At 66.5% G+C, this 25,891-nt stretch carries 24 protein-coding genes and 1 pseudogene; 16 read left to right on the top strand and 9 right to left on the bottom strand.

Annotation, left to right across the window (positions count from 1 at the left end):
- Positions 1 to 12 precede the first annotated feature (12 nt).
- From CEW88_RS17490 to CEW88_RS17455, 9 genes and pseudogenes are all read left to right on the top strand, one after another.
- Entirely contained in the window at positions 13 to 1,149 is a 1,137-nt protein-coding gene (locus tag CEW88_RS17490) for an FAD-dependent oxidoreductase (RefSeq protein ID WP_159099650.1), read from the top strand.
- A gap of 252 nt (positions 1,150 to 1,401) precedes the next feature.
- The gene (locus tag CEW88_RS17485; RefSeq protein WP_108969292.1) at positions 1,402 to 1,758 is read left to right on the top strand and encodes a group I truncated hemoglobin; all 357 of its coding nucleotides are present in this window, start codon (positions 1,402 to 1,404) and stop codon (positions 1,756 to 1,758) included.
- A gap of 4 nt (positions 1,759 to 1,762) precedes the next feature.
- Complete coding sequence (locus tag CEW88_RS17480; RefSeq protein ID WP_108969290.1) at positions 1,763 to 2,812, top strand: adenylate/guanylate cyclase domain-containing protein; 1,050 nt, start codon at positions 1,763 to 1,765, stop codon at positions 2,810 to 2,812.
- 1 nt (position 2,813) lies between these two features.
- Positions 2,814 to 4,721, top strand: coding sequence for a hybrid sensor histidine kinase/response regulator (locus CEW88_RS17475; RefSeq protein WP_108969288.1), 1,908 nt, complete (start codon positions 2,814 to 2,816; stop codon positions 4,719 to 4,721).
- Entirely contained in the window at positions 4,718 to 5,416 is a 699-nt protein-coding gene (locus CEW88_RS17470) for a response regulator (RefSeq protein WP_108969283.1), read from the top strand. Before CEW88_RS17475 ends, CEW88_RS17470 begins: the two co-directional genes overlap by 4 nt.
- A gap of 92 nt (positions 5,417 to 5,508) precedes the next feature.
- Entirely contained in the window at positions 5,509 to 5,946 is a 438-nt protein-coding gene (locus tag CEW88_RS17465; protein ID WP_159099649.1) for a globin domain-containing protein, read from the top strand.
- Between the two features lie 167 nt (positions 5,947 to 6,113).
- Positions 6,114 to 7,151: pseudogene (locus CEW88_RS17460) on the top strand (PLP-dependent cysteine synthase family protein); the annotation flags it as partial.
- Between the two features lie 42 nt (positions 7,152 to 7,193).
- Positions 7,194 to 7,613 (top strand): glutaredoxin domain-containing protein, encoded by a 420-nt coding sequence (locus CEW88_RS24950; RefSeq protein WP_254694545.1) that lies wholly within the window; start codon positions 7,194 to 7,196, stop codon positions 7,611 to 7,613.
- Positions 7,614 to 7,625: 12 nt separating this feature from the next.
- A complete protein-coding gene (locus tag CEW88_RS17455) occupies positions 7,626 to 8,870 on the top strand; it encodes an MFS transporter (RefSeq protein WP_108969277.1) in 1,245 nt (414 codons plus the stop codon).
- A 105-nt stretch (positions 8,871 to 8,975) separates the two neighbouring features.
- On the opposite strand, the gene CEW88_RS17450 is transcribed toward CEW88_RS17455, so the two are convergent.
- A complete protein-coding gene (locus CEW88_RS17450) occupies positions 8,976 to 9,776 on the bottom strand; it encodes a helix-turn-helix transcriptional regulator (protein WP_108969276.1) in 801 nt (266 codons plus the stop codon).
- 149 nt (positions 9,777 to 9,925) lie between these two features.
- Between CEW88_RS17450 and CEW88_RS17445 the strand changes: the two genes are divergently transcribed.
- Genes CEW88_RS17445 through CEW88_RS17425 form a run of 5 tightly spaced genes read left to right on the top strand, consistent with a single transcriptional unit; the run spans position 9,926 to position 14,736 of the window.
- Complete coding sequence (locus CEW88_RS17445) at positions 9,926 to 11,059, top strand: ABC transporter ATP-binding protein (RefSeq protein WP_108969901.1); 1,134 nt, start codon at positions 9,926 to 9,928, stop codon at positions 11,057 to 11,059.
- Positions 11,060 to 11,100: 41 nt separating this feature from the next.
- Complete coding sequence (locus CEW88_RS17440; RefSeq protein WP_108969274.1) at positions 11,101 to 12,255, top strand: ABC transporter substrate-binding protein; 1,155 nt, start codon at positions 11,101 to 11,103, stop codon at positions 12,253 to 12,255.
- Between the two features lie 22 nt (positions 12,256 to 12,277).
- A complete protein-coding gene (locus CEW88_RS17435) occupies positions 12,278 to 13,135 on the top strand; it encodes an ABC transporter permease (protein WP_108969272.1) in 858 nt (285 codons plus the stop codon).
- 16 nt (positions 13,136 to 13,151) lie between these two features.
- On the top strand, positions 13,152 to 13,958 hold the full coding sequence (locus CEW88_RS17430) for an ABC transporter permease (protein ID WP_108969271.1): 807 nt from the start codon (positions 13,152 to 13,154) through the stop codon (positions 13,956 to 13,958).
- A 22-nt stretch (positions 13,959 to 13,980) separates the two neighbouring features.
- Complete coding sequence (locus tag CEW88_RS17425) at positions 13,981 to 14,736, top strand: SDR family NAD(P)-dependent oxidoreductase (RefSeq protein ID WP_108969269.1); 756 nt, start codon at positions 13,981 to 13,983, stop codon at positions 14,734 to 14,736.
- A gap of 16 nt (positions 14,737 to 14,752) precedes the next feature.
- On the opposite strand, the gene glpK is transcribed toward CEW88_RS17425, so the two are convergent.
- The 8 genes from glpK to glpD all read right to left on the bottom strand — a co-directional run bounded on the left by glpK (position 14,753) and on the right by glpD (position 24,061).
- Complete coding sequence (gene glpK, locus CEW88_RS17420) at positions 14,753 to 16,264, bottom strand: glycerol kinase GlpK (protein ID WP_108969268.1); 1,512 nt, start codon at positions 16,262 to 16,264, stop codon at positions 14,753 to 14,755.
- A gap of 191 nt (positions 16,265 to 16,455) precedes the next feature.
- Positions 16,456 to 18,159, bottom strand: a complete 1,704-nt coding sequence (locus CEW88_RS17415; protein ID WP_108969266.1) for an ABC transporter substrate-binding protein — start codon at positions 18,157 to 18,159, stop codon at positions 16,456 to 16,458.
- A gap of 79 nt (positions 18,160 to 18,238) precedes the next feature.
- Positions 18,239 to 18,511 carry a DUF2160 domain-containing protein gene (locus tag CEW88_RS17410; RefSeq protein ID WP_108969264.1) on the bottom strand — a complete coding sequence of 91 codons (273 nt, stop codon included), beginning with the start codon at positions 18,509 to 18,511 and terminating at the stop codon, positions 18,239 to 18,241.
- Positions 18,512 to 18,523: 12 nt separating this feature from the next.
- Positions 18,524 to 19,375 carry a carbohydrate ABC transporter permease gene (locus tag CEW88_RS17405; protein ID WP_108969263.1) on the bottom strand — a complete coding sequence of 284 codons (852 nt, stop codon included), beginning with the start codon at positions 19,373 to 19,375 and terminating at the stop codon, positions 18,524 to 18,526.
- A gap of 1 nt (position 19,376) precedes the next feature.
- Positions 19,377 to 20,246 (bottom strand): carbohydrate ABC transporter permease, encoded by an 870-nt coding sequence (locus CEW88_RS17400; protein WP_108969261.1) that lies wholly within the window; start codon positions 20,244 to 20,246, stop codon positions 19,377 to 19,379.
- Positions 20,246 to 21,328, bottom strand: coding sequence for an ABC transporter ATP-binding protein (locus CEW88_RS17395; protein WP_108969260.1), 1,083 nt, complete (start codon positions 21,326 to 21,328; stop codon positions 20,246 to 20,248). The genes CEW88_RS17400 and CEW88_RS17395 overlap by 1 nt, the downstream gene beginning before the upstream one ends.
- 12 nt (positions 21,329 to 21,340) lie before the next feature.
- On the bottom strand, positions 21,341 to 22,429 hold the full coding sequence (locus tag CEW88_RS17390) for an ABC transporter ATP-binding protein (protein WP_108969258.1): 1,089 nt from the start codon (positions 22,427 to 22,429) through the stop codon (positions 21,341 to 21,343).
- Between the two features lie 36 nt (positions 22,430 to 22,465).
- The gene (gene glpD / locus CEW88_RS17385) at positions 22,466 to 24,061 is read right to left on the bottom strand and encodes a glycerol-3-phosphate dehydrogenase (RefSeq protein WP_108969256.1); all 1,596 of its coding nucleotides are present in this window, start codon (positions 24,059 to 24,061) and stop codon (positions 22,466 to 22,468) included.
- A 233-nt stretch (positions 24,062 to 24,294) separates the two neighbouring features.
- On the opposite strand from glpD, the gene CEW88_RS17380 reads away from it, so the two are divergent.
- Positions 24,295 to 25,062, top strand: coding sequence for a DeoR/GlpR family DNA-binding transcription regulator (locus CEW88_RS17380; protein ID WP_108969255.1), 768 nt, complete (start codon positions 24,295 to 24,297; stop codon positions 25,060 to 25,062).
- A gap of 42 nt (positions 25,063 to 25,104) precedes the next feature.
- On the top strand, positions 25,105 to 25,812 hold the full coding sequence (sfsA, locus tag CEW88_RS17375; RefSeq protein ID WP_108969253.1) for a DNA/RNA nuclease SfsA: 708 nt from the start codon (positions 25,105 to 25,107) through the stop codon (positions 25,810 to 25,812).
- Positions 25,813 to 25,891: the final 79 nt, after the last annotated feature.

Raw genomic sequence — 25,891 nt, 5'->3', positions numbered from 1 at the left:
AGGAATATCCACATGACCACAGAAACTTACGACGTCCTCATCGTGGGCGCCCGCTGCGCTGGCGCGGCCACGGCCCTGCAGCTCGCGCGGAGCGGCGTCCGGGTCCTGCTGATCGACGGTGCCCGTGCTGGCACCGACACAATGTCCACCCATGCGCTGATGCGCGGGGCGGTCATGTTGCTGGAGCGCTGGGGCCTCGCCGAACCGCTCCGCGCGGCGGGAACCCCGCAGATCGCGCGCACGAGTTTCATCTATGGCGCCGAGACCCTCGACATCGCCCTCCGCCCCGAGCACTGCGTCAAGACCCTGATGGCGCCGCGCCGCCACCTGCTCGACCGGATGCTGGCCGAGGCCGCTGCCGAGGCGGGCGCGGAGCTGCGCTATGAGACACGCTGCGCGGCGCTGATCCATGACCCGCAAGGCCGGGTCACCGGCGCGCGGCTGACCCTGGCCGATGGCACCACGCGCGAGGTCTCGGCCGGGCTGGTCATCGGCGCCGACGGCAAGCGTTCGCGCGTGGCGCGGCTTGTCGGGGCCGAGGTCACGCGGCAGGCGCGCCACACGGTGGCCTGCGCCTACCAATATTTCTCGGGACTGCCCAACCGTGGCTTCCGCTGGCATTTCACCAACGGCGCCGCGGGCGGGATTATCCCAACCAATGACGGCGGAAGCTGTGCCTTCGTCGCGCTCCCGGAAGACTCCCACGCCGCGCTGCGCAGCGCCCCGGTGCAGGCGCTTGCGGCGCGCCACATGCCGCGGATGGCCGAGGACATGGCCGGAGCCGAGCCCGCCGAGGCGCGGGTGATCTTCGCGGGGCTCAAGGGCTACATGCGCCGCTGCGCTGGCCCGGGCTGGACGCTGGTGGGCGACGCCAGCTGGTTCCGCGACCCGATCACCGCCCATGGCATCACCGACGCCTTCCGGGATTCCGAGCTGCTGGCGGAGGCCGTGAAATCGGGCTCCCTAAGCAGCTACGAGTCCCTGCGGGATCGGCTCTCGTTGCCGATCTTCGAGCTTTCCGACCGTATCGCCAGCCTCGACTGGACGCTGGATGAACTGGCCGATCTGCACAAGCAGCTGAACCGCGCGATGAAGGCGAACCAGGCATGGATTGCCGGGGCGCGCGACGAGGTGCGGCGCGTCGCCTGAGCGGCGGGGATGGCCCGGTGGGGCCATCCCTTCCGCGCGGTGCACCTCTCGGCCCGACCGCCGCTGCGCTGAAACACTCGAAACAAATCCGTCCCCGCCACGACACGCGGCTGAAACGGGGGGCGCTGACGCTGGGGGTTCCCCGCCGGACGAAAACCTTGCCACAGAGGTGCAAGATCCCGCATGTTTGTAGAACATTTCAGATCAGCAGATTTCTATAGCGAAAAGCCGCGCGCTCCGGGGGAGATGGCCATGGAGAAGTCCCTGTTCGACAAGTACGGCGGCTTTTCTGTCGTCAGCAAGATCGTCCTCGACCTCTACGACCGGCTGCTCGACGACGATGACGTCGGCCCGTTCTTCGACGAGATCGACATGGCCCGCATCGTCGATCACCAGACCAAGTTCGTCTCGTCGCTGATGGGCGGCCCGGCCTCCTATACCGATGACCAGATCCGCAAGATGCACGCCCACCTCGAGATTCATCAGCGGCATTTCGACAAGCTGCAAAGCTTGCTGCGCGCGACGCTCGCGGATCACGGCGTCGCCCCCGAGGATCAGGTTGCGATCCTTGCTGCCTTCGAGGCGCGGCGCAACCTGGTGACGGAGTAGCGCCATGACCATCGCCGCGATCAACGAGCAGCTGCTGAGGGCGATCGGGGTCGGGGTGGCGCTGCTCGATCTGCAGAGCCTGCGCCTGCGCTTCTGCAACGACACCTTCCGCGGCTGGTTCGGCGAAATCGAGGTGGGTTCGAAGCTGCTCGAGCAGTTCCAGGATTTCGACACCGAGGCGCTGCGTGCCGCGCTCGCCGCCGAGGGGCGCTACACCACCGAGACGACCTTTCGGCTGCGCCGCCGGACGATGACCGTGGCGATGGATTTCAACCGCGCGCTCGACGAGGACGAGCCGATCGCGGTGCTGGTGTGCCAGAACATCTCGCGCATCAAGGAGCTGGAGTCGATGATCGACAGCTACTCCATGATGGTCGAGCGCAACACCCGCGAGATCAAGCGCGAGAAGGAGCAGGTCGAGAAGCTGCTGCTCAACATGATGCCGCGCTCGGTCTACGAGGAATACAAGACCTTCGGCATCGTCACCCCGCGGCTCTACGATCCGGTCTCGGTGGTCTGCATCGACTTCGTCGGCTTTTCCGAGATGGTCAGCGCGCATGAGCCGGGGGTGATCGTCTCGGAGCTCAACGACATCTACACCGCCTTCGACCGCATCGGCGAGCAGTTCGGCTGCGCGCGGATCCGGGCGGTGGGGGATCTCTACATCGGCGTCGCCGGCTTGCCCGATCCCACCGAGGACCACGCGCAGGCCGCGGCCAATGCCGCCATCCGCTTCATGCGATACCTGAACCAGCGCAACGGCAGTCACCCGATCCAATGGTCATGCCGCGTCGGCATCGCCGCGGGGGCGGTGGTCGGCTCGGTGGTCGGCGTGCAGAAATACATCTACGACGTCTTCGGCCCGGCGGTGATCACCGCCGGACAGCTGCGCTACAAGGCCGAGCCGATGACCATTTCCGGCAACCGCGCGGTGGTCGAGCGGCTCGGTGATGCGTTCACCGCCGCCGAGGCGGGCAGCATCACGCGCTCGGACGGCAGCGAAGAGACGGTTTTCCGCATCGCCGCCGAGATGCGCGCGCCGCAGGAGCGCTGAGATGGCGGTGCGCTTCGACCCTTCGGTGCCGGAACCGGCGGAGGGCGCGGCGCGGCGTCCCGCTGACATGCTGGCCGAGGTGATCGATGCGCTGTCCGAGGGTCTCGCTATCTTCGACGAGAATGCAGGGTTGCTGCGCTTCAACCGTGGCTTTGCCGAGATGAACCCGTCGGTGGCGAACCTTCTGGCCGAAGGGGTGGGCTGGTCGCTCCTGCTGCGTGAATGGGTCCTGCGGGGAGGTCTGAGCGCGGCGGACGCCGAGCGGCTCAGCTTCATGGAAGCGCGGCTCGCGGGCGGCGATTGGATGGTCACCCCGCTCGAGATCGAGGCCGGCGACCGCGTCACCGAGATCCTGCTGCGCAGCACCGCGGCGGGTGGCTTCGTGCTGGTGCAGACGGACATCACCGAGCGCCGCGCCTTCGAGGAGACCGAGCGCGCCGCCGACCAGCTTGTGCGCAAGGTGCTGGAAAGTTGCCCGGCCAATATCATCATGTCCCGCGTCGGCGACGGCGAGGTGATCTATCGCTCACCCGCCGCCACCGAGCTTCTTGGCAGCGCCGAGCACACCCACGCGCATTTCGCCTCGCGCGCCGAGCGGGCCGATTTCATCACCGCCGTGCTGCCCGACGGGCGCGTTGACGACATGCCGGTCACCGGCATCCGCGCCGACGGGGGGCGGTTCCCGAGCCTCGTGTCGGCACGGCTGATCCAGTACCGGGGCGAGGATGTGCTGGTCTCGTCCACCGTCGATGTCTCAAAGGAGGTGGACCTGCGCCGCCGCCTTGCCGCGCAGCGCGAGCAGATTTTCCAGGCCGAGAAAATGTCGGCCCTCGGCGAGCTTCTGGCCGGTGTGGCGCACGAGCTGAACAACCCGCTGTCGGTGGTGGTTGGTCATGCGCTGATGCTGCGCGACGAGGAAATCTCTGACGAAGTGCTGCGCCGGGTCGAAAAGATCTCGGACGCTGCCGAACGCTGCGCCCGGATCGTGAAGTCCTTTCTCGCCATGGCCCGTCAGCAGCCGGCGCGGCTGGTGCCCATGGACATCGCCGAGACCGTCGAGACCGCCGTGGGCGCGCTCTCGCAGAGCGCCGAGGGGCTGGCGGCGGAGGTCTCTCTGGACATCGCCCCCGACCTGCCGCCGGTGCGCGGCGACGCCCACCAGATCGCGCAGGTGGTCATCAACCTCGTGACCAATGCCGATCAGGCCATCGCCGAAAGCGGCACCGGAGGCCGGATCGACGTTTCGCTGACCCACCACCCCGAGGCGCAGATGGTCGAGCTTCGTGTCGCCGACGACGGTCCCGGCATCCCCAAGCACATTCGCAGCCGCATCTTCGACCCGCTCTTCACCACCAAGCCCGTCGGTGCGGGCACCGGCATCGGGCTGGCGCTCTGCCACCGTATCGTCACCGCCCATTCCGGCACCATCGCCCTCGCCGAGGGCGGGCCGGGCGCCACACTGGTGGTGCGCCTGCCAACCACCGAGGTGGACGCCGCGCCTGCCCCCGGCAGGGCGCCGTTGGAAAAGCCTGCCGGGCGCGGCGCGGTGCTGGTGGTCGACGACGAGGAGGACGTGTCGGACCTCATCCGCGAGATCCTCCTGCGCGACGGCTTCGAGGTGACCGTGGCGAACTCGGCCGAGGCGGCGCTCGCGCTGCTGGCGGTGCAGGACTTCGCGCTGATCCTCACCGATCTCAACATGCCCGGGCTTGGCGGGCGCGGCTTCTACGAGCGGCTCCTGCGCGACCGCCCTGCGATGGCCCGCCGCATGGGCTTTGTCACCGGCGACACGATGAGCCCGCAGGCGCGCGGCTTCCTCGACGGCGCCGGTCGGCCCTTCCTCGAAAAGCCCATTTCCCCCGAAGAGCTCCGCCGCCTCGCCCGCGCCATGCTGGAGGGCGGCGCATGAGTGATCACGTGCTCATCTGCGACGACGAGCAGGACCTGCGCGAGATGGTTGGCGAATACCTCGGCAAGCGCGGCTACCGCACGACGCTGGCGGGCGGCGCCGCGGAGCTGCGCGAGAAGCTGGCGCAGGAGCGGCCCGATCTCATCCTTCTCGACATCAACATGCCCGGCGAGGACGGGCTTTCCGTGCTGCGCAGCCTGCAGGGACCCGAGGCGCCCATGGTCATCATGCTGACCGCCGCCGGCGAGGTGATCGACCGCGTGGTCGGCCTCGAGATGGGGGCAGATGATTACCTTGCCAAACCCGTGGACCTGCGCGAGCTTGCCTCGCGGATCAAGGCGGTGCTGCGCCGCCAGACCACGGCCCCCGAGACGGCGCCGCGCGCACGCACCCGCTTCCGGTTCGGCAAGACCTGGCTCGACCTCGACGCGGCGAAGCTCTTCGACGAGGCGGGCATCGAGCTGCCGCTCACCGCGATGGAATTCAACCTTCTCAAGCTCTTCGCCCGCAATCGGGGGCGCGTGCTCAATCGTGACCAGATCCTCGAAGGGGCGCACGACCGGTCGTGGGATCCCTTTGACCGGTCGATCGACATCCGCATTTCGCGCCTCCGGAAGAAGATCGAGGTCAACCCGGCGAAGCCCGAGGTGATCCGCACGGTGCGCGGCGTAGGGTACATCTACGATCCGGGCTGACAGAATTGAAACACGCGCGCCGCCTTCCGGACACGCGCGCGAAACACCGACCGGACAGACTGGCTGCATCATCCGACACAATGGAGAGCGCCATGACCCTGACCCCGCAGCACATCACCGACATCCGCCTCAGCTGGCAGGTGCTGGCAAGCGACGCTGACGGCTTCGCATCGGGCTTCTACCACCGCCTGTTCCGCCGCGATCCGGACCTCGGGCCCCTCTTTGCCAGCACCGATCTGCCCGCGCAGCGCCGAAAGCTGATCGCGGCGATCGCGCTCGTCGTGCGCCATGCCGACGATCTTTCGCCCGTGCTCGGCCCGCTCGCGGAGCTTGGCGCCCGCCACCTGGGCTACGGTGTGAAGACCAGCGACTACACCACCGTCGGCGGCGCGCTGATCGAGACCATGGAAGCGCAGATGCAGGGGGCCTTCACGCCTGAGGTCCGTGACGCCTGGCTCACCGCCTACGGGGCCGTCGCCGGCACGATGATGGCCGGAGCCGAGACGGCCGCCCGGCGCGCGCGTGCCTGAGGTGATCGCCATGCCCGCTGCGCCCGCTCCCTCGATTTCGCCCGCCGCACTGACGGCGGCGGGTCCGCGCAGGCTCCTTGTCGCCGGGGTGCTGGCCTCGGCTCTCGGGGTCCTCGTCCATTGCCTTCTCCCGCTTCTCTGAGCGCTCTACACAAAGGGATTTTCTCATGACCAGAGCTTTCCAGAACATCCTGCAGACTGTCGGGCATACGCCCATCGTCCGCATCAGCAAGCTCGCGCCCGAGGGCGTCGAGCTTTACGTCAAACTCGAGGCCTTCAATCCAATGGGCTCGGTCAAGGACCGGCTGGCCCTGGGCATCATCGAGGCCGCGGAACGCGACGGCTCCCTCAGGCCCGGCCAGACTGTCGTCGAGGCGACAAGTGGAAATACCGGCATCGGCCTTGCCATGGTCTGCGCCGCCAAGGGCTACCCGCTGGTGGTCACCATGGCCGAGAGCTTCAGCATCGAGCGCCGCAAGCTGATGCGCTTTCTTGGCGCCAAGGTCATCCTGACCCCGGCCTCGGAAAAGGGCTCCGGCATGATCGCCAAGGCGCGCGAGTTGGCCGAGAAGCACGGCTGGTTCCTTGCCCGGCAGTTCGAGAACGAGGCCGGGCCTGACTTCCACTCGCGCACCACGGCGCAGGAAATCCTCGATTGCTTCGAAGACGCGCCGCTCGACTATTGGGTGAGCGGTTTCGGAACCGGCGGCACGCTCAAGGGCGTGGCGCGGCGGCTGAAGGCCGAAAGCCCCGGCACGCAGATCGTCGCCGCCGAGCCGGACAATTCCGCGCTGCTCGCCTCGGGGTGGTGCCAGCCCTACAACGCCGACGGCTCTCCCGCCGCCAGCCATCCCGCGTTTCGCCCGCACCTGATGCAGGGCTGGTCGCCGGACTTCGTGCCGAAGCTGGTCGATGACGTGCTGCGCGAGGAATGGATCGACGCGCTGCAGCCGGTCGCCGGGGCCGACGCGATGAGGTGCGCGCAGGAGCTCGCGCGCCACGAGGGCATCCTCTGCGGCACCTCGGGGGGCGCGACCTTTGCCGCCGCGCTCGAGGTGGCACGGCATGCGCCGAAGGGCGCGCGCATCCTCGCCATGCTGCCCGACACCGGCGAGCGGTACCTCTCGACCCCGCTCTTTGCCGAGATCGAGGAGGTGATGAATGCCGGGGAGCTGGACATCGCCGCCTCCACCCCGCGCTTCCGCTTCGACGCGGGCGCCAGCGCCCCGGCGCCGCAATCCGCGCCGGTGGCGGCGAGCGGGAGGGCCAAGGCCGAACTCGAGGCGCTGATCTCGGACCCGGCGCAGCCGGTGGTCTTCTTCGCGCTGGAGTGGTGCGAGTTCTGCTGGTCGGTGCGCAAGCTCTTCGCCGCGGCGGGGATCGAATACCTCTCCGTGGATCTCGACGGGGCGGCCTACCGCGAGGGCGATCGCGGCGGCGCGCTGCGCCGGGCGCTGGCCGAGAAGACCGGCGCGGTGACCATTCCGCAGGTCTTCATCGGCGGCAGGCACGTCGGAGGCGCCACCGAGACCTTCGATGCCTTCAACAGCGGTGCGCTGCAACAGATGCTGGCCTCCGAGGGCCGAGAGGTGCATACCGAGGGCATCGGCAATGCCTATGGCTTCTTGCCTGCCTGGCTGCACCCGCGCACGCCGGCCACCGCCTGAGGAGGCGAAACGATGCAAGAGATCTGCAAGGATACCCCCGCGCAGCCGGGCCGCTACCGCTGGGTCATCGTGGGCGCCGCCTCGGTGGTGCTGGCGGTGGCCATGGGGCAGCTCGTCAATGGGCTCTCGGCCTTCTTCACCCCGCTCGAGCAGAGCGAAGGCTGGAGCCGCGGCGACATCGCCCTGATCAACTCGGCGGGGCTTATCGGTCTTGCCATCGGCGGCATCGCAATGGGCTGGCTGGCCGACCGGATGGAGACGCGCAAGGTTGTGCTGGCCGGAACCGTCGTCACCGGGCTCTGCGTGACCGCGGCGGGTTTTGCCAGCACGCTCTGGCAGCTCTATGCGCTCTTTTTCGTGGCGGGCGCGCTTGGCGGCGGGGCGCTGTTCGCGCCGCTCTTCGCCCTTGTCGGCAACTGGTTTCGAACCGGTGCGGGGCTGGCCATCGGCATCGTCTCGGCCGGGCAGGCCATGGGGCAGGGCGGCATCCCGCTCGCCAATGCCATGCTGATCGACGCCTTCGGCTGGCGCGGTGCCTTCGTCGCCATCGGCCTCGCCTCGCTCGCCATCATGGTGCCGCTTGCGCTGCTGGCCCGCGCGCCGAGCGCCGCGGAAGGTGCCGGCGCTCAGGCCGAGAAAGACGCGCCCGCCGTCCACCCCGCTGTCGTGGTGGTGCTGATGAGCCTTGCTGTCATCTTCTGCTGCGCATTGATGTCGGTGCCCCTGATGCATCTCGCACCGCTGGTCGAGCTTTGCGGCGCGACCGGGCCGGAAGCCGGGGGCGTGCTTTTCGTCATGATGCTGACCGCCATCGCCGGCCGTGTCGCCTTCGGCAAGCTGGCGGACATGATCGGCGCGCTGCCGGCCTATCTGGCGGCAAGCGTTTGGCAGACGGCGCTGGTCTATGTTTTCATCCAGATCGACGATATCGGGCTCTTCTACCTTTTCGCGCCCATCTACGGCTTCGGCTATGCCGGGGTGATGACCGGGGTGCTGACCACCCTCCGTGCGCTGATCCCGGCCCGGTTCCGCGCCAGCGCAAGCGGCATCGTCATCGCCTTCGCCTGGGGCGGTCACGGGCTGGGCGGATGGCTCGGGGGTCTGTTCTTCGACCGCACCGGCAGCTACGATCTGACCTTCGGCGTGGCCGCGATGGCCGGGCTGGTGAACCTCGCACTGCTCTTGGCCCTCGGGGCACTGGTGGTGCGCGGCAAGTCCGGGCCGCCCTCGCAACAGGCGTTGACCCGAACGGCCTGATGTTTCTGCGCGGGAGACCGCGGCAGGGCCACGACGGGCAGGGCGCCTTCCCCCCGGACCGCCGAACCACAGCGGATCCCGCAGCGCGCGACCTCGCGTCCCCCGTCAGAGGTCCTCGAGCGAGGCCATGAACTGCGAGAAAAGCTCGCCCTGCGAGCTTACCCCCAGCTTGCCGTAGATATTTCGCCGGTGGATGCGCACCGTGCCGGGGGCGATCCCCAGCGCGTGGCCGGTGGCCTCGGCGGAATGGCCCTTGAGCGTGTATTCAACGATCTCCGCCTCGCGCGGGGTCAACAGGTTGCGCCCGAAACTTTGGAAGGCATCGTCGATCAGCTTGGGCAGGCGTGGCCCCTCGCTGCTCGGCTGTCCGGCGAAGTCCTCGATCAGCCCCGCCCAATGGCGCTTCGCGCAGGCTTCGACGAAGGGAAAGATCGTCTGGAAGTCGCGGAATTCCCGCGCCGAGAACGCCTTCAGCTCGCGCATCGCCGATATCACGACGCTTACATCGTCACCAACGTCAACGATAAAGCCTATTTCTTCGGCAAGCCCGGTCTGCACATAGTAGTTCCGGAAGTATTCGGCTTGGTAGAAACGGTCGGGCGCAAGCTCGCGCAGGCGCACAAGCCGGGACGTCGTGGGAGCGGCGGAGTGGAGGTAGAACGGGTCCAGAAGATAGGGGCCTTCCTGGTAGTCATCGACCATGACCCGCCGCTTGGCGCTGGGAAAATCGTCATAGATATCAATAGGTCGGCGGTCCTTATAATAGGCGAATGTGACGGTGAACTCGAAGGGCACGACAGCGCGCATCGCCGCGGTCAGCGCCTTCGGAAAGCGCGGGGTGCCAATGGCAGAGACGACCTCTGTACTCGCCGCGACCCAGCCTTCTACGTCAAATTTCCCAGCCATCTATGCCCTTTGTGGTATATACAACCATTTACTGTTTTTGTACCGTTTTTTAAAATTACGGCATATGCCGCTCGGCGCAAGGGGAAACAGCCATGCCGGGCAAGAGGGGATAAGCCGGGCCGGGGAGCACGATGATTCAGGAACCGCACATGACCGACGCCACCACCACTCACGTCCGCGCGCCGGAGGCCGTGGCGGAATTCGTCGGCGCGACCAAGCGCTTCGGCGAGGTACTGGCTGCCGACCGCATCGATCTGCGCATCCGGCGCGGCGAGTTCCTGTCGTTCCTTGGTCCCTCGGGCTGCGGCAAGACGACAGCGCTGCGCATGCTGGCGGGCTTCGAAAGCCCGACCGAGGGCGAAGTGCTGATCGATGGGCGCGATGTCTCGGCGGTTCCTGCGCACAAGCGTCCGGTCAACATGGTCTTCCAGCACTACGCGCTCTTTCCGCACATGACCGTGGCGCAGAACGTCGGCTACGGGCTGCGCCAGCGCCGCCCGCGCCTGCCGAAGCGCGAGATCGAGATCAAGGTCGCCAAGGCGCTCGCCACGGTGCGGCTGACCGATTTCGGCCCGCGCCGGATCTGGGAGATGTCGGGCGGCCAGCAGCAGCGCGTGGCGCTGGCGCGGGCCATCGTCAACGAGCCGCAGATCCTGCTGCTCGACGAACCCATGGCCGCGCTTGACGCCAAGCTGCGCGGCGAGATGCAACGCGAGCTCTTGGAGTTGCAGCGCAGCCTCGGGATCACCTTCGTGCTGGTCACCCACGATCAGGAGGAAGCGCTCGCGATGTCCGACCGCATCTGCATCATGGGCAAGGGCCGGATCGCGCAGGTGGGCACCCCGCAGGAGCTCTACGACCGCCCGCGCAGCCGCTACGTCGCCGATTTCGTCGGTAAGGCCAATATCGTCTCGGGGCAGATCACCGGCCGTCAGGGCGGCATGGCGCAGGCGGTGCTGGGCAACGGCGTCAAGGTGGTTCTGCGCGACGAGCCCGGCGACGCGCGCACCTCGGCCGAGATCGCCGTGCGTCCCGAGGCGCTGGCTCTCGCGCTGCGCGAAAGTGCTGTCCCCGCGGGGACAGCGGCTGTCCCCGCGCGCATCACCCACCGCACCTTCCTGGGAAGCCACACCGAATACCTGCTGACGGCCGATGGAATAGGACCGCTTCAGGTGAATATCCCGCGACAGGCCGAAAGAGCCTTGGGCGGACATGACGTGGGCGCCTCTGTCCACGTGCTCTGGCCGGAGGGAACGGGTCTCGTTCTCGCCGCCGACGACTGAAGACATCCAGATAAGTCAAAGTCCAACAAGGGAAAATCGAAATGAAAGACGACAACACGCCGATCTCGCGCAAGGCGTTCATGGAAGAGCTGCGGCGCTTTCAGAAAGGCTCCGTGACCCGTCGCCACTTCCTCGGGGTGACCGGCCTAGGCACCGCTGCGGCGGTGATGGGCGGCGCCATGCCGGGCCTGCTGCCGACCCGCGCCCGCGCCCAGGACATCGGCGACCGCGTGGTGCTGGCGACCTGGCCGAACTACCACGATCCGGCCAACTTCGATGCCTTCACCGACGAGACCGGCGCCTATACGCAGGTCAACGTCTTCGGCTCGAACGAGGAAATGCTGGCGAAGATCCAAGCCGGCGGCTCGGGCTGGGACGTCTTCGTGCCCACCAACTACGCCATCCCGACCTATGTCGAGGCCGACCTGATCGAGCCGCTCGACCTGAGCAAGATTCCGAACTTCGACGCGGCGGCTTTTGAGAAGCGCTTCTCGGACGCGGGCACCATCGACGGTGTCGTCTACGGCGTGCCGAAGAACTGGGGCACCACCGGCATCGCCTTCAACTCCGACAAGACCGGCGGTGTTGTGGACAGCTGGAAGGCCTTCTTCGACGGGGCGCGCGACAAGTGGGACGGCCGGGTGATGGTGCATGACTATCAGCTCACCACCATCGGCAACGCACTGTGCTACCACGGCTTCTCGTTCAACTCGGTAGACCCCGAGGAACTGGCTCAGGCCGAGAAGCTGCTGATCGACGTCAAGCCGCACCTCTACGCGATCTCGTCGGACTACCAGCCGGCGATGCGCAACGGCGATGCCTGGCTGACCATGTGCTGGACCGGTGACGGCAAGCAGATGAACACCGACATGCCGGAGATCGGCTTCGCGCTCGGCAAGGAAGGCGGCGAGATCTGGTCGGACTATTACGCCATTCCCAAGGACGCGCCCCACAAGGAGGCCGCCTACGCGCTGATCAACTTCCTGCTGTCGCCGGAGGTGAACGCCAAGGAGGCGCTTGCCCATGGCTACCCGGTGGCCGACAGCCGCACCAACGCACTGCTGCCCGAAGAGCTGCTGAACGATCCGATCATCTACCCGGCCGCCGAAGCGCTCAGCCCGCTGGAGTTCGGCGCGGCGGTGACCCTGACCGACCCGAACCGCGCCGAGCTGATGGCGCGCTTCAAGTCGGCGTAAGACAGAAGACGGAGACAGGACGATGGCCATGACCCAATCACGGGCGCGGGCGCTGCTGCTGACACCGGCAGGGCTGTGGTACGCGGCGATGTTGCTGCTGCCGCTGGCCGTCGTCCTGATCTTCTCTTTCGGCGAGCGCAGCGCCATCGGCGGCTACGCGCCCGGCTTCACCTTCGAGCAATATGCCAACCTGCCGGCGCGGTTCGCGGCCTTCCGCAACACGCTGACGCTGGCGCCGGTGGGCACGCTGGCCTCGCTGCTCATCGCCTATCCGCTGGCCTATTTCCTGGCGGTCAAGGTCTCGCCCAAGTGGAAGACCATGCTGCTGGTGCTGGTGATCGTGCCGTTCTGGACATCGATCCTCATCCGCTCCTACGCATGGATTTTCTTGCTTGGCGGCAAGGGCATCCCGGCACTGCTCGAGACCATCGGCCTCGATGACGTGCGGCTGCTCAACACGCCCTTCGCAGTGCTGGTGGGCATCGTCTATGGCTACCTGCCGCTGATGGTCTTCCCGATCTACGTGGCGCTCGAAAAGCTCGACAAGCGGCTTCTCGAGGCGGCGGCCGACCTCGGCACGCCGCCCTGGCGCGCCTTCCTGCAGATCACCCTGCCGCTGTCGATGCCCGGCGTTCTGACCGGCTCGATGCTGGTGTTCATCTTGCTGATGGGCGAGTTCCTGATCCCCGCGATCCTTGGCGGCGGCAAGGTCTTCTTTGTCGGCAATGCGCTGGTCGATCTCTTCCTGCAGTCGCGCAACTGGGCCTTCGGCTCGGCGGTGGCGGTCGGGCTGGTGGTCATCATGCTGATCACCGTCGGCATCTACACCCGCCTCGTGAAGCGCTTCGGCGCGAGCCGCGACGATGTCGGCCTGATGTAATCCTCCGGAGGCACCCATGAGACTTTACGCCTGGGCGGTCTACGCCTTTCTCTACCTGCCGATCGGCATCATCGCGCTGTTCTCCTTCTCGGCGGGGCGCTCGGCCTCGCAGATGCAGGGCTTCTCGCTGCAATGGTACGGGCGCGCGCTGAACAATCCCTTCGTGATGGAGGCGCTCTGGACCTCGGTGCGTGTCGCCTTCCTGTCGGCGGTGCTGGCGACGGTGGTGGGCACCATGGCGGCGCTGGCGCTGACCGGGATGCGCGGACGCGCCCGCAAGGTCTTTGACCTCCTGGTGCAGATCGCGGTGATGATCCCCGGCATCGTCATCGGCATCGCGACCCTCATCGCGCTGGTGTCGGTCTTCGATCTGGTGAACCCCTGGCTCGAGGCGCTGACCGGCTGGAAGCTCTCGCTCGGCACCGGCTCGCTGATCGGCGCGCATGGTCTCTTCACCATGTCGCTGGTGGTGCTGCTGGTGCGCGGGCGGATGGAGACGCTGGACGGGGCGCTGATCGAGGCGTCGAGTGATCTTGGTGCCACGCCTATGGGCACCTTCTGGCAGGTGACCTTTCCGCAGATCCTGCCGGCGATCCTCGCGGGTTTCCTGCTCGCCTTCACCTTCAGCTTCGACGATTTCATCATCGCCTTCTTCGTCGCGGGCGCCGAGACGACGCTGCCGATCTACGTCTTCTCGTCGATCCGCCGCGGCGTCACCCCCGAGATCAACGCGATCGGCACCATGGTGATGGCTGCCTCGCTGCTCATGCTGATCGCCGCGCAGCTTCTGCTGCGGCGCTCTCAGGCGCACGCGCGCCGCTAACTCAAGACTTCAGGAGAGACCCATGCTGAAAGACCGTGTCGCGCTGGTGACCGCCGCCGGATCCGGGATCGGCCGCGCCGGGGCCGTGGCCATGGCCCGCGAGGGGGCCTATGTGGTGGTGACCGATCTGCGCGAGGATCTCGCCGCCGAGACTCTGGCCGAGATCGACGCCGCGGGCGGTCGCGGCATGGCGCAGGGCCTTGATGTGCGCGACGATGCGGCGGTCGAGGGGCTGATCGAGCGGGTCGCAAAGGACCACGGTAGGCTCGACGTGCTGCACAGCCACGCGGGCATCCAGATCGAGGGCAAGGTCGAAGAGGTCACCCCTGCGCAGATGGATGCCGCCTGGGCGCTGAACGTGCGGGCGCATTTCGTCGCCTCGCGGGCTGTGATCCCGCACATGCGGGCGCAGGGGGGCGGGTCGGTGATCATCACCGCGTCGAACTCGGGCTGCCAGTATGACCGGGGCATGGTCTCTTACGCCACCACCAAGCACGCCGCCGTGGCCATGGTGAAGCAGATGGCGGTGGATTACGCGCGCGAGAGGATCCGCTTCAACGCGCTTTGCCCGGGGTTCGTGGATACGCCCTTCAACCTGGGTTTCGAGAAGCAGATGGGCGGGCGCGCGGCGCTCGAGAGCTATGTCGCCGACACCATCCCGATGGGCCGCTGGGCCAGCACCGAGGAAATCGCCGAGGGCATCCTCTACCTTGCCTCGGACCGCTCGGCCTTTGTCACCGGGCTGGCGCTGGTGATCGACGGGGGCGAGATCCTCTGATCTCGCCCGGCGCGGCTCAGCCGTTTGGGGAGCCGAAACCGATGGTCGCCTCGACCGCGCGTTTCCAGGCCGCGTATTTGCGCTCGCGCACGGCGGGGTCCATCTTCGGCTCGAAGCGCGCATCGCGGGCCCAGGCGTTGGCAAACTCCTCCATCCCCGGCATGATCCCGGCCTTCTGACCGGCGAGCCACGCCGCACCCATGGCGGTGGTTTCGAGCACCGTGGGCCGTTCGACCGGCGCGTCGAGGATGTCCGACAGGTACTGCATCCCCCAGTCCGAGGCACTGAGCCCGCCATCCACCCGCAGCGCCGCCATTTCGGCGTCGCCATGTTCGGCACCCCAGTCGGCCTTCATCGCCTCGATGAGGTCGCGGGTCTGGTAGCCGACGCTTTCCAGTGCGGCGCGGGCGAATTCGGCGGGGCCGGAGTTGCGGGTGAGCCCGTAGATGGCCCCCCGGCAGTCGGCGTTCCAATAGGGCGCGCCGAGACCGGTGAAGGCGGGGACCAGAACGAGTTCCTGCGCCTCGTCGGCGGCCTCGGCCAGCGGCTGGCTTTCCGCGGCATCGCGGATCACCTTGAGCCCGTCGCGCAGCCATTGGATCACCGCGCCAGCGACAAAGATCGAGCCTTCGAGCGCGTAGGTGGTCTTGCCGTCGATGCGGTAGGCGATGGTGGTCAGCAGGCGGTTCTGCGAAACGACCGGCGTCTCGCCGGTGTTGAGCAGCGCAAAGCAGCCGGTGCCATAGGTGGATTTCACCATGCCGGGGGTGAAGCAGGCCTGACCGATGGTCGCCGCCTGCTGGTCGCCCGCGATGCCGAGGATCGGGATCGGGCGGCCGAAGAGATCAGCCCGGCAGTCGCCGAAGTTGGCGTCGCAGTCGCGCACCTCGGGGAGCATGTTGGTCGGGATATTCAGGCGCTTGCAGATGGCTTCCGACCAACGGCCTTCGCGGATGTTGTAGAGCATGGTGCGGGCGGCGTTGGTGGCATCGGTGGCATGCACCGCGCCGCCGGTCAGCTTCCAGACGAGCCAGCTGTCGACCGTGCCGAAAAGCAGCTCGCCCGCCTCGGCCTTTTCGCGCGCGCCGGGGGTGTTGTCGAGGATCCACGCCAGCTTGGTTGCCGAGAAATAGGGGTCGAGCAGCAGGCCGGTCTTTTCGGTCACCGTTTCCTCGAAGCCCTCGTCGCGCAGGGCCCGGCACATCTCGGAGGTACGGCGGTCCTGCCAGACGATGGCGTTGTGGATCGGCTTGCCGGTGGTCTTGTCCCAGACCACGGTGGTCTCGCGTTGGTTGGTGATGCCGATGGCGGCGATGTCATCCGCGCCGACGCCCGCCTTTTCCACGACGGCGCGGCAGGTGGCAGCGGTGGTGGACCAAAGGTCGAGCGGGTCGTGCTCGACCCAGCCGCTTTGCGGGAAGTGCTGCGGAAACTCCTCCTGCGCCGAGGCGACGACCTGCAGCTTGTCATCAAAGAGGATCGCGCGCGAGGAGGTGGTGCCCTGGTCGATGGCGAGGATGAGGGTCATGTCTGTCTTCGGCCTTCCTGTGTGTCGTCAGTCCCGTTTGGACGCGCGGGGCTCGGCCTGCGCGATCGTCGTCCCGGAGTTTTGCGTCCGGGATCAGTGTCTTGCCCGACTCGTATCGGCGATGGCCCCGCTTGGCCATGGCGGAGACGAGAAAGCGGGGGCAGGCCATGGCCCGCCCCCGCGCAGTTAGCTCAGTTCCAGGAGGCGACGAGCTCGTCGTAGGCGACAGTCTTCGGCTCCTCGCGCTCGTTCTCGATCTTCGGCTTCGGCGAGCCTGCGGTATCGAGCCACTCCTGCGGATCCTTCTCCTCGTTCATCACCGGGCCCAGATCGCCCTGGATGCCGGCGCGCTCGAGGCGCTCCATCACCTTTTCCATGTCCGAGCAGAGGCTGTCGAGTGCGTCCTGCGCGGACTTGGCACCCGACATGGCGTCACCGATGTTCTGCCACCAGAGCTGCGCGAGCTTGGGGTAGTCCGGCACGTTGGTGCCGGTGGGCGACCAGCGCACGCGGTCGGGCGAGCGGTAGAATTCCACGAGACCGCCGAGGTTCGGCGCGCGGTCGGTGAAGCTCTCGTCCTGGATGGTGCTCTCGCGGATGAAGGTGAGACCGACGTGGCTCTTCTTCACGTCCACGGTCTTGGAGGTGACGAACTGCGCGTAGAGCCAGGCGGCCTTGGCGCGGTCCTCGGGCGTGGACTTCATCAGCGTCCAGGAGCCCACATCCTGATAGCCAACCTTCATGCCGTCTTCCCAGTAGACGCCATGCGGCGAGGGGGCGAGGCGCCACTTCGGCGTGCCGTCCTCATTCATCACCGGCAGGCCGGGTTCGACCAGCGAGGCGACGAAGGTGGTGTACATGAACATCTGCTGGGCGATGTTGCCCTGCGCCGGGACCGGGCCCGCCTCGGAGAAGGTCATGCCCATGGCCGAGGGGGGCGAGTACTTGTTGAGCCACTCGATCGCCTTGTCGACGGCATAGACCGCTGCCGGGCTGTTGGCCGCGCCGCCGCGCGCCATGCAGGCGCCCACGGGCTGCGACTTGTCGTTCACCCGGATGCCCCATTCGTCGACCGGCAGGCCGTTCGGCTCGCCCTTGTCGCCCATCCCGGCCATCGACATCCACGCGTCGGTGTAGCGCCAGCCGAGCGAGGGGTCCTTCTTGCCATAGTCCATCGAGCCGAAGATTTCCTGCCCGTCGATATTGCGACCGGTGAAGAACTCCGCGATGTCCTCATAGGCCGACCAGTTGACCGGCACGCCCAGCTCGTAGCCGTACTTTTCCTTGAACTCGGCCATGATGTCGGGATCTGTGAACCAGTCGTAACGGAACCAGTAGAGGTTGGCGAACTGCTGGTCGGGCAGCTGGTAGAGCTTGCCGTCGGGGGCGGTGGTGAACTGGGTGCCGATGAAATCGTCCAGATCCAGCGTCGGGCTGGTGACGTCCGCGCCCTCGTTCGCCATCCAGTCGGTCAGGTTGCGCACCTGCTGGTAGCGCCAGTGGGTGCCGATGAGATCGCTGTCGTTGACATAGGCGTCGTAGATGTTCTCGCCCGACTGCATCTGGGTCTGCAGCTTCTCGACCACGTCACCCTCGCCGATGAGGTCATGGGTGATCTTGATGCCGGTGATCTTTTCGAAGGCCGGGGCGAGCACTTGGCTTTCGTACTCGTGGGTGGTGATCGTTTCCGAGACCACCTTGATCTCCATGCCCTGGAACGGCTGGGCCGCGTCGATGTACCACTGCATCTCGGCTTCCTGGTCGGCGCGCGAGAGGGTCGACAGATCGCCGATCTCCGCGTCGAGGAAGGCCGTGGCCGCCTCCATGTCGGCGAAGGCCGGCCCGCTCAGCAGGCCGAGCGCAAGCGCCATGGCGGTTGATCTCTTAAGGTTCATGGTTTCCTCCCTTATTGAACCATTTATTCTCTTTCGGCGGTCCGTGCACCTCCAGCCCGGGCCGGCGTCCTCGGGGGTCTCAGACCCAGCGGAACACCGCCGCCGCGTAGATAAGGCAGACGACAAGCGCCGCCGGCTGCGCCTGGCCGACAAGGCCGAGCCAGGCGAGATTGATGAAGGCCGAGCCCAGCAGCGTGATGAAGAGCCGGTCCCCGCGCGTGGTCTCGATGCCGAGGATCCCGCGCTGCGGGGTCTCGGGAAAGCGGATCGCCAGCACGGTGAAGATCACCAGCAGCGCCGCGATGGTCAGAAAGAAGGCCGCTGTGGGCCAGGTCCATGCCATCCAGTCCATGTCGATCTCCTCTCAGACCCGGCCCAGGGCAAAGCCCTTGGCGATGTAGTTGCGAACGAACCAGATCACGAGCGCCCCCGGGATGATGGTCAGCACCCCCGCCGCCGCCAGCACACCCCAGTCGAGCCCCGAGGCCGAGACGGTGCGGGTCATGGTGGCGGCGATGGGCTTTGCATCCACCGTGGTCAGCGTGCGCGACAGCAGCAGCTCGACCCAGGAGAACATGAAGCAGAAGAAGGCAGCGACGCCGATGCCGGACGAGATCAGCGGCATGAAGATCTTCAGGAAGAAGCCGCCGAAGCTGTAGCCGTCGATATAGGCGGTCTCGTCGATTTCCTTGGGCACGCCACGCATGAAGCCCTCGAGGATCCAGACCGCCAGCGGCACGTTGAAGAGGCAATGCGCCAGCGCCACGGCAATATGCGTGTCGAAGAGCCCGATCGAGCTGTAGAGCTGGAAGAAGGGCAGGGCGAAGACCGCCGGCGGCGCCATGCGGTTGGTCAGCAGCCAGAAGAACAGGTGCTTGTCGCCCATGAAGTGATAGCGCGAGAAGGCGTAGGCCGCCGGCAGCGCCACGGAGAGTGAGATCACCGTGTTCATCACCACGTAGATCAGCGAGTTGATGTAGCCCGAGTACCAGCTCGGATCGGTGAGGATCGTCGCGTAGTTAGCGAAGGTCAGGTTGCGCGGCCAGAGCGTGAAGCTGCCGAGGATCTCGGTGTTGGTCTTCAGGCTCATGTTGAGCAGCCAGTAGATCGGCAAGAGCAGGAAGAGCAGGTAGAGCGTCATGACGATGGCGCGCCCGTTGATCCGCGGCAGGCTGCGCGACCGGCTGGCGGCGGGGGCGAGGGTGGTGTCGGTCATCTCACATCCCCTTTTTGTCGAGGTTGGTCATCACGGTATAGAACACCCAGGAAATCAGCAGGATCACCAGGAAGTACATGATCGAGAAGGCCGCCGCCGGGCCAAGGTCGAACTGCCCAAGCGCCATCTTCACGAGGTCGATCGACAGCAGCGTCGTGGCATTGCCCGGACCCCCGCCGGTGACCACGAAGGGCTCGGTGTAGATCATGAAACTGTCCATGAAGCGCAGCAGGATGGCGATCATCAGCACCCCCGCCATCTTCGGCAGCTCGATGTAGCGGAACACCTTCCAGCGGCTGGCCTGGTCGATCTTGGCCGCCTGGTAATAGGCGTCGGGGATCGACTTGAGGCCCGCATAGGCCAGCAGCGCCACCAGCGAGGTCCAGTGCCAGACGTCCATGACGACGATGGTGATCCAGGCGGCCAGCGTGCTCTGCGTGTAGTTGTAGTTGATGCCCATCGACGCCAGCGTCCGGCCCAGCAGGCCGATGTCGACCCGTCCGAAGACCTGCCAGATGGTGCCCACCACGTTCCACGGGATGAGCAGCGGCAGCGACATCAGCACCAAACAGAACGACGCCCAGAAGCCCGACTTCGGCATGTTGAGCGCGACGAAGATGCCCAAGGGGACCTCGATGGCGAGGATGATCCCAGAGAACATGAGCTGCCGACCGAGCGCATTCCACATCCGGTCGGAATGCAGCATCTCGTCGAACCATTCGAGCCCGGCCCAGAAGAACTGGTTGTTCCCGAAGGTGTCCTGCACCGAGTAGTTGACCACGGTCATCAGCGGGATCACCGCCGAGAAAGCCACCAGCACCAGCACTGGCAGCACGAGGAACCATGCCTTGTGATTGACGGTCTTGTTCATCAGGCAGCCTCCCCCGAGGGTGCGACGCGCCAGTCGTCGCGGTAGACGTTGACGTGGGCGGGATCGAAGCGCACGCGGGTCATGTCGGGCCCGATGCTCTCGTCCTCGCCGGCGACGATGTTGATGTCATGGCCGAAGAACTCGGCGCGGATGATCTTGTGCCGCCCGGCGTCCTCGACCCGGCGGATCTTGACTGGGAGCCCCTCGGTGGCGCTCAGCCGGGCAAACTCGGGGCGCACGCCGATCTCGACCTTTCCGTCCATTGCCCGATAGCCGGCGCCGAGGTCGAAGTCCGAACCGTTGATGTAGCCACGGCTGCCCTCGACCTTGGCGGGGATTACGTTCATCCCCGGCGAGCCGATGAAATAGCCGACGAAAGTGTGCTCGGGCCGCTCGAAGAGCTCCTCGGGCGTGCCGATCTGCACGACGCGGCCGTCGTACATCACCACCACCTTGTCGGCGAAGGTCAGCGCCTCGGTCTGGTCGTGGGTGACGTAGATCATCGTGTGGCCGAAATCATGGTGCAGCTTCTTGAGCTGGGTGCGCAGTTCCCACTTCATGTGCGGGTCGATCACCGTCAGCGGCTCGTCGAAGAGCAGCGCGTTCACGTCCTTGCGCACCATGCCGCGCCCGAGGCTGATCTTCTGCTTGGCATCGGCGGTGAGCCCGCTGCACTTGCGGCGCAGCTGGTCTTCCATGCCGATCATCCGCGCGATCTCCTGCACCCGCTCGGCGACATAGGCCTCGTCGCGGCCGCGGTTGCGCAGCGGGAAGGCCAGATTGTCGCGCACGGTCATCGTGTCGTAGACCACCGGGAACTGGAACACCTGCGCGATGTTGCGCTCGGCGGTCGGGGCATGGGTCACGTCCTGCCCATCAAAGAGCACGCGGCCCTGCGAGGGGATCAGCAGACCCGAGATGATGTTGAGCAACGTGGACTTGCCGCAGCCCGAGGAGCCGAGCAGCGCATAGGCGCCGCCATCGTCCCAGTCGTGGGTCATCTGCTTGAGCGCGAAATCCTCTTCTCCGCGCGGGTTCGCCATGTAGGAGTGAGCGAGATTGTCTAGCGTTATCTTGGCCATATCGCCTCCTCCTCAGGCAGCTTGCGCATAGGCGGCGGGGGCGACCAGATCGCCGTTCTCGCCGAAGACGTAGACGTGCCGCGGCGACAGCCAGACATCCAGAGGCTTGCCGAGCGGCAGGTCGTGCACGCCGCCCACCAGCCCCACCCAGCGCTCGCCGTGGTGATCGAGGTGGACAAAGGTCTCTGAGCCCGTGAGCTCGCTCACCTGAAGCTCGGTGCGGAAGTGCAGCGCGTCGGGATCGTGTTTCCGGATCTCCAGGTGGTTGGGCCGGAAGCCCGCCATGTAGCGCCCGTCGGGCAAATCCTTGAGCTTGCCGGTGGCTGGCGCGCTCTGGCCCTCGCCGAACATGAGCCGGTCGCCGGTCTTGGAGATCTGCAGGAAGTTCATCGGCGGGTCGCTGAAGACGCGCGCGGTGGTCGCGTCCAGCGGCTGGCGGTAGACCTGCGGCGTCGGGCCGAACTGCGTCACGCGCCCCTCCCAAAGAGTCGCGGTGTGCCCGCCAAGCAGGAGCGCTTCCTCGGGTTCGGTTGTGGCATAGACGAAGATCGAGCCGGAAGCCTCGAATATCTTTGGGATTTCCACCCTAAGCTCTTCGCGCAGCTTGTAGTCGAGGTTGGCAAGCGGCTCGTCCAGAAGCACCAGTCCGGCGTTCTTCACCAGCGCCCGCGCCAGCGCGCAGCGCTGCTGCTGGCCGCCCGATAGTTCCAAAGGCTTGCGCTCGAGGAAGGGGGTCAGCTTCATCAACTCGGCGCTCTCGCGCACCCGGCGGTCGATCTCGGCCTTGTCGACACCCATCAGCTTCATCGGAGAGGCGATGTTCTGGTAGACGGTCATCGAGGGATAGTTGATGAACTGCTGGTAGACCATGGCCACCTTGCGGTCCTGCACCCGCATCCCGGTGACGTCCTTGCCTTCCCAGAAAATCTTGCCGGTAGAGGGCGCATCAAGCCCCGCCATCAGCCGCATCAGCGACGTCTTGCCCGACAGGGTCGGGCCCAGCAGCACGTTCATCGTGCCATTCGCGAGCGTCAGATCGGTGGGGGCGATATGGGTCTGCCCCTCGACGATCTTTGAAACGCCCTTCAGTTCCAGCGACATAAGGTCCTCCTCCCCGCGCCGTATGTCTCCGCCGTGCTATTCGGCGGCGTCGGCCCTTTCGCGGCGGGATGTCATCCAGCCGTCCAGCGCCGATATCTCCTCCTCGCTCAGGCGCAGCCCGAGCTTGGTGCGTCGCCACACCACGTCCTCGGCCGTGCGGGCGAACTCCTGCCGCATCAGCCAGATCACTTCCGCCTCGGTGAGAGTCGCGCCGAATGCCCTCCCGAGATCCGCAGCGCTTATTGCCTCCCCCAAGAGGGTTTCTGCCTCGGTGCCGTAGGCGCGCGCGAGCCGGCGCGCCCAAACCTCTCCGAGAAAAGGATATTTCTCGGTCAGAGCTTGCACAAGAGCGTCGAAGCCGTCGACCGGGAAATCCCCGCCGGGCATCGCAACGCCCGCAGTCCAGGGGCCGGACTTCAAGGTAACATGTTCGCCGATCTTCTCGAGCGCGCTTTCCGCCAGCCGCCGATAGGTGGTGATCTTGCCGCCGAAGACATTCAGCACCGGTGCGCCGCCCTCCGCGTCCACTTTCAGCGTGTAATCCCGCGTCGCCGCCGTGGCGCTGGAGGCGCCGTCGTCATAGAGCGGCCGCACGCCGGAGTAGGTCCAGACCACGTCCTTATCCGAGATCGACTGCGCGAAATACTGGTTGGCGAAATTGATCAGATAGGCCTGTTCCTCGGGGGTGCAGACCGGGCGGCGATCCGGGTCTTTATGCTCGGCATCCGTGGTGCCGATCAGGGTGAAATCGCGCTCGTAGGGAATCGCGAAGATGATCCGCCCGTCGGTGCCCTGGAAGAAGTAGCACTTGTCGTGGTCGTAGAGCCGTCGGGTCACGATATGGCTGCCACGGACCAGCCGGACGCCCTCGCGCGATGGCAGGTCAATCTTGTCATGGATCACGTCGCCGACCCAGGGACCGCCCGCGTTGATGAGCATCTTCGCGTAATGCGTCGCTTTCGCGCCGGTTTCGGCGTCCTTGGTCTCGATCCGCCAGAGCGCGCCGTCGCGCTGTGCGTGGGTGACCTTGGTTCGGGTCATGATCGTCGCGCCGCGCGCTTCGGCGTCGCGCGCGTTGAGCACCACCAGCCGCGAATCCTCGACCCAGCAGTCGGAATATTCATAGGCGCGCTCGAAGCGCGGCTGCAGCGGCGCGCCCTCCTTCGCGCCCTTCAGCGAGAGTGTCGCCGTGCCCGGCAGGATCTTCCGTCCCCCGAGGTGGTCGTACATGAACAGCCCCATGCGGATCAGCCACGCCGGACGGCGCCCCTTCATCCAGGGCATCGCCAGCCCGAGCATCTTGGAGATCGGCGTCTCGCTCTCGAAGCGCATGTCCCTGTGGTAGGGCAGCACGAAACGCATCGGCCAGCTTATGTGCGGCATGGCGCGCAGCAGAACCTCGCGCTCGACCAGTGCCTCGCGCACCAGCCGCACCTCGAGATACTCGAGATAGCGCAGCCCGCCGTGGAACAGTTTGGTCGAGGCCGAGGAAGTCGCCGAGGCGAGATCGCCCATCTCGGCCAGCAGCACGGAAGCGCCGCGCCCGGCCGCGTCCCGGGCGATGCCGCATCCGTTGATGCCGCCACCGATGACGAAAAGATCTGCAGGGGTATCGGGGGTGGTCTTGCGCACGGGAGCCTCTTTCACGTTGGGGGCAGGCTAAACCTGGACCGCGCATTCACGCAAGGAATTTGTTTTCGTTTTTTTTCGTTCAAGAACGCGTGGAGATTTCCTATTATAATCGCGCACTTCTGTCGCAATCTTTGGTTCAGACCATGCAGATGCAGAAACGAATCCTCTGGAACCGGCGAAGATTTGCGGTTTTTCTGCCCGAGTCAGGATAAAGCGAAAGAAACCGAACACCCATGTCCCAGTCCCTGCGCCACCCGGAGATTCTCGAGATCGCCCGCCGCGACGGCAAGGTCACCGTCGAAGGGCTGGCGCAGCACTTCGGTGTCACGCTGCAGACCATCCGCCGCGACCTGAGCGATCTGGCGGACGCCGGGCGGCTCGACCGGGTGCACGGCGGAGCGGTGCTGCCCTCGGGTACGATGAACATCGGCTATGAGGAACGGCGCCATCTCAACATGGAGGCCAAGACTGGCATCGCCCGTGCCTGCGCCGCGCGCATCCCGCACGGCATCTCGCTGTTCCTCAACATCGGCACCAGCACCGAGGCGGTGGCGCGCGAACTCTTGCATCACAAGGGGCTGATGGTGGTGACCAACAATATGAACGTCGCCAATATCCTCGTCGCCAATCCCGATTGCGAGGTGCTGGTCAGCGGCGGCAGCCTGCGCCGCACCGACGGCGGGCTCATCGGCGCGCTGGCGACCGAGAGCATCCGCCAGTTCAAGTTCGACCTCGCGGTGATCGGCTGTTCGGCGCTGGACGCCGAGGGCGACATCCTCGACTTCGACCTGCAGGAAGTCGGCGTCAGCCGCGCCATCCTGCGACAGTCGCGCCGCACCTACCTTGTGGCCGACCAGTCGAAGTTCAAGCGCAGCGCCCCGGCGCGCATTGCCTCGCTGGCGGAGATAGACAAGTTCCTCACCGACGCCCCGCTCGAGCCCGGCCTTGCCGCGGCCTGCGCCGATTGGGGCTGCGAGGTGGTGGTGGCCGCGCGGAGTTGACCGCCGGCTTGCGCCCGTCACCGGTCCCGCTATAGCACGCCCATGCGTTTCGAGACCCCGCTCATCCCCGCCCGCCTGCTGCGCCGCTATAAGCGTTTCCTCGCCGATTGCCGGCTCGAGGATGGCTCAGAGATCACCGCCCATGTGGCCAATCCGGGCAGTATGCTTGGCATGGCCGAACCCGAGAGCCGGATCTGGCTCGAGCCAAACGAGGATCCGAAGCGGAAGCTGAAATACGCGTGGCGGCTGATCGAGCACGAGGGCGGCGCCTTCATTGGCGTCGACACCGGTGTGCCCAACCGCGTGCTGCGCGCCGCGCTCGTGGCCGGGCAGGTGGGGGGACTGGAGGGCTACGAGACCGTCCGCCCCGAGGTGAAATATGGCGAGAAAAGCCGCATCGACTTCCTGCTCACCGGGGCGGCCCGCCGGGACTGCTACGTGGAGGTGAAATCGGTGACCCTTTCGCGCAGCCCGGGCCTCGCCGAGTTCCCCGACAGCGTCACGGCGCGCGGGGCCAAGCATCTCGCGGAACTCGCCGCGATGGTCCAGCAGGGCCACCGCGCCGTGATGCTCTATCTGGTGCAGCGCACCGATGCCGAGGTGGTCACGCTCGCCTCCGACATCGATCCCGCCTATGCTGCGGCTTTCGCCAGCGCGCGCGCGGCGGGGGTCGAGGTTCTCGCGCTCGGCTGCCGGATCACGCCCGAGGAAATCACCCTCGGCGCGCCACTGCCGTTCCGCGCGCCCTGAAGCGTCCGGCGCGTCCCCCTCTAGGTTCAAACGTCCCGCGGGAGTCTTCCAAAGCGGACGGGACGGTGCCCCATCCGCC

Source organism: Alloyangia pacifica, from assembly GCF_003111685.1.
Lineage (GTDB): Bacteria > Pseudomonadota > Alphaproteobacteria > Rhodobacterales > Rhodobacteraceae > Salipiger > Salipiger pacificus_A.
This window is presented reverse-complemented; position numbering and strand designations above follow the sequence as displayed.

Coding starts and splice junctions, on each gene's coding strand:
- CEW88_RS17490 (WP_159099650.1), top strand. CDS start 13: ATGACCACAGAAACTTACGACGTCCTCATCGTGGGCGCCCGCTGCGCT.
- CEW88_RS17485 (WP_108969292.1), top strand. CDS start 1,402: ATGGAGAAGTCCCTGTTCGACAAGTACGGCGGCTTTTCTGTCGTCAGC.
- CEW88_RS17480 (WP_108969290.1), top strand. CDS start 1,763: ATGACCATCGCCGCGATCAACGAGCAGCTGCTGAGGGCGATCGGGGTC.
- CEW88_RS17475 (WP_108969288.1), top strand. CDS start 2,814: ATGGCGGTGCGCTTCGACCCTTCGGTGCCGGAACCGGCGGAGGGCGCG.
- CEW88_RS17470 (WP_108969283.1), top strand. CDS start 4,718: ATGAGTGATCACGTGCTCATCTGCGACGACGAGCAGGACCTGCGCGAG.
- CEW88_RS17465 (WP_159099649.1), top strand. CDS start 5,509: ATGACCCTGACCCCGCAGCACATCACCGACATCCGCCTCAGCTGGCAG.
- CEW88_RS17455 (WP_108969277.1), top strand. CDS start 7,626: ATGCAAGAGATCTGCAAGGATACCCCCGCGCAGCCGGGCCGCTACCGC.
- CEW88_RS17450 (WP_108969276.1), bottom strand. CDS start 9,776: ATGGCTGGGAAATTTGACGTAGAAGGCTGGGTCGCGGCGAGTACAGAG.
- CEW88_RS17445 (WP_108969901.1), top strand. CDS start 9,926: ATGACCGACGCCACCACCACTCACGTCCGCGCGCCGGAGGCCGTGGCG.
- CEW88_RS17440 (WP_108969274.1), top strand. CDS start 11,101: ATGAAAGACGACAACACGCCGATCTCGCGCAAGGCGTTCATGGAAGAG.
- CEW88_RS17435 (WP_108969272.1), top strand. CDS start 12,278: ATGGCCATGACCCAATCACGGGCGCGGGCGCTGCTGCTGACACCGGCA.
- CEW88_RS17430 (WP_108969271.1), top strand. CDS start 13,152: ATGAGACTTTACGCCTGGGCGGTCTACGCCTTTCTCTACCTGCCGATC.
- CEW88_RS17425 (WP_108969269.1), top strand. CDS start 13,981: ATGCTGAAAGACCGTGTCGCGCTGGTGACCGCCGCCGGATCCGGGATC.
- glpK (WP_108969268.1), bottom strand. CDS start 16,264: ATGACCCTCATCCTCGCCATCGACCAGGGCACCACCTCCTCGCGCGCG.
- CEW88_RS17415 (WP_108969266.1), bottom strand. CDS start 18,159: ATGAACCTTAAGAGATCAACCGCCATGGCGCTTGCGCTCGGCCTGCTG.
- CEW88_RS17410 (WP_108969264.1), bottom strand. CDS start 18,511: ATGGACTGGATGGCATGGACCTGGCCCACAGCGGCCTTCTTTCTGACC.
- CEW88_RS17405 (WP_108969263.1), bottom strand. CDS start 19,375: ATGACCGACACCACCCTCGCCCCCGCCGCCAGCCGGTCGCGCAGCCTG.
- CEW88_RS17400 (WP_108969261.1), bottom strand. CDS start 20,246: ATGAACAAGACCGTCAATCACAAGGCATGGTTCCTCGTGCTGCCAGTG.
- CEW88_RS17395 (WP_108969260.1), bottom strand. CDS start 21,328: ATGGCCAAGATAACGCTAGACAATCTCGCTCACTCCTACATGGCGAAC.
- CEW88_RS17390 (WP_108969258.1), bottom strand. CDS start 22,429: ATGTCGCTGGAACTGAAGGGCGTTTCAAAGATCGTCGAGGGGCAGACC.
- CEW88_RS17380 (WP_108969255.1), top strand. CDS start 24,295: ATGTCCCAGTCCCTGCGCCACCCGGAGATTCTCGAGATCGCCCGCCGC.
- sfsA (WP_108969253.1), top strand. CDS start 25,105: ATGCGTTTCGAGACCCCGCTCATCCCCGCCCGCCTGCTGCGCCGCTAT.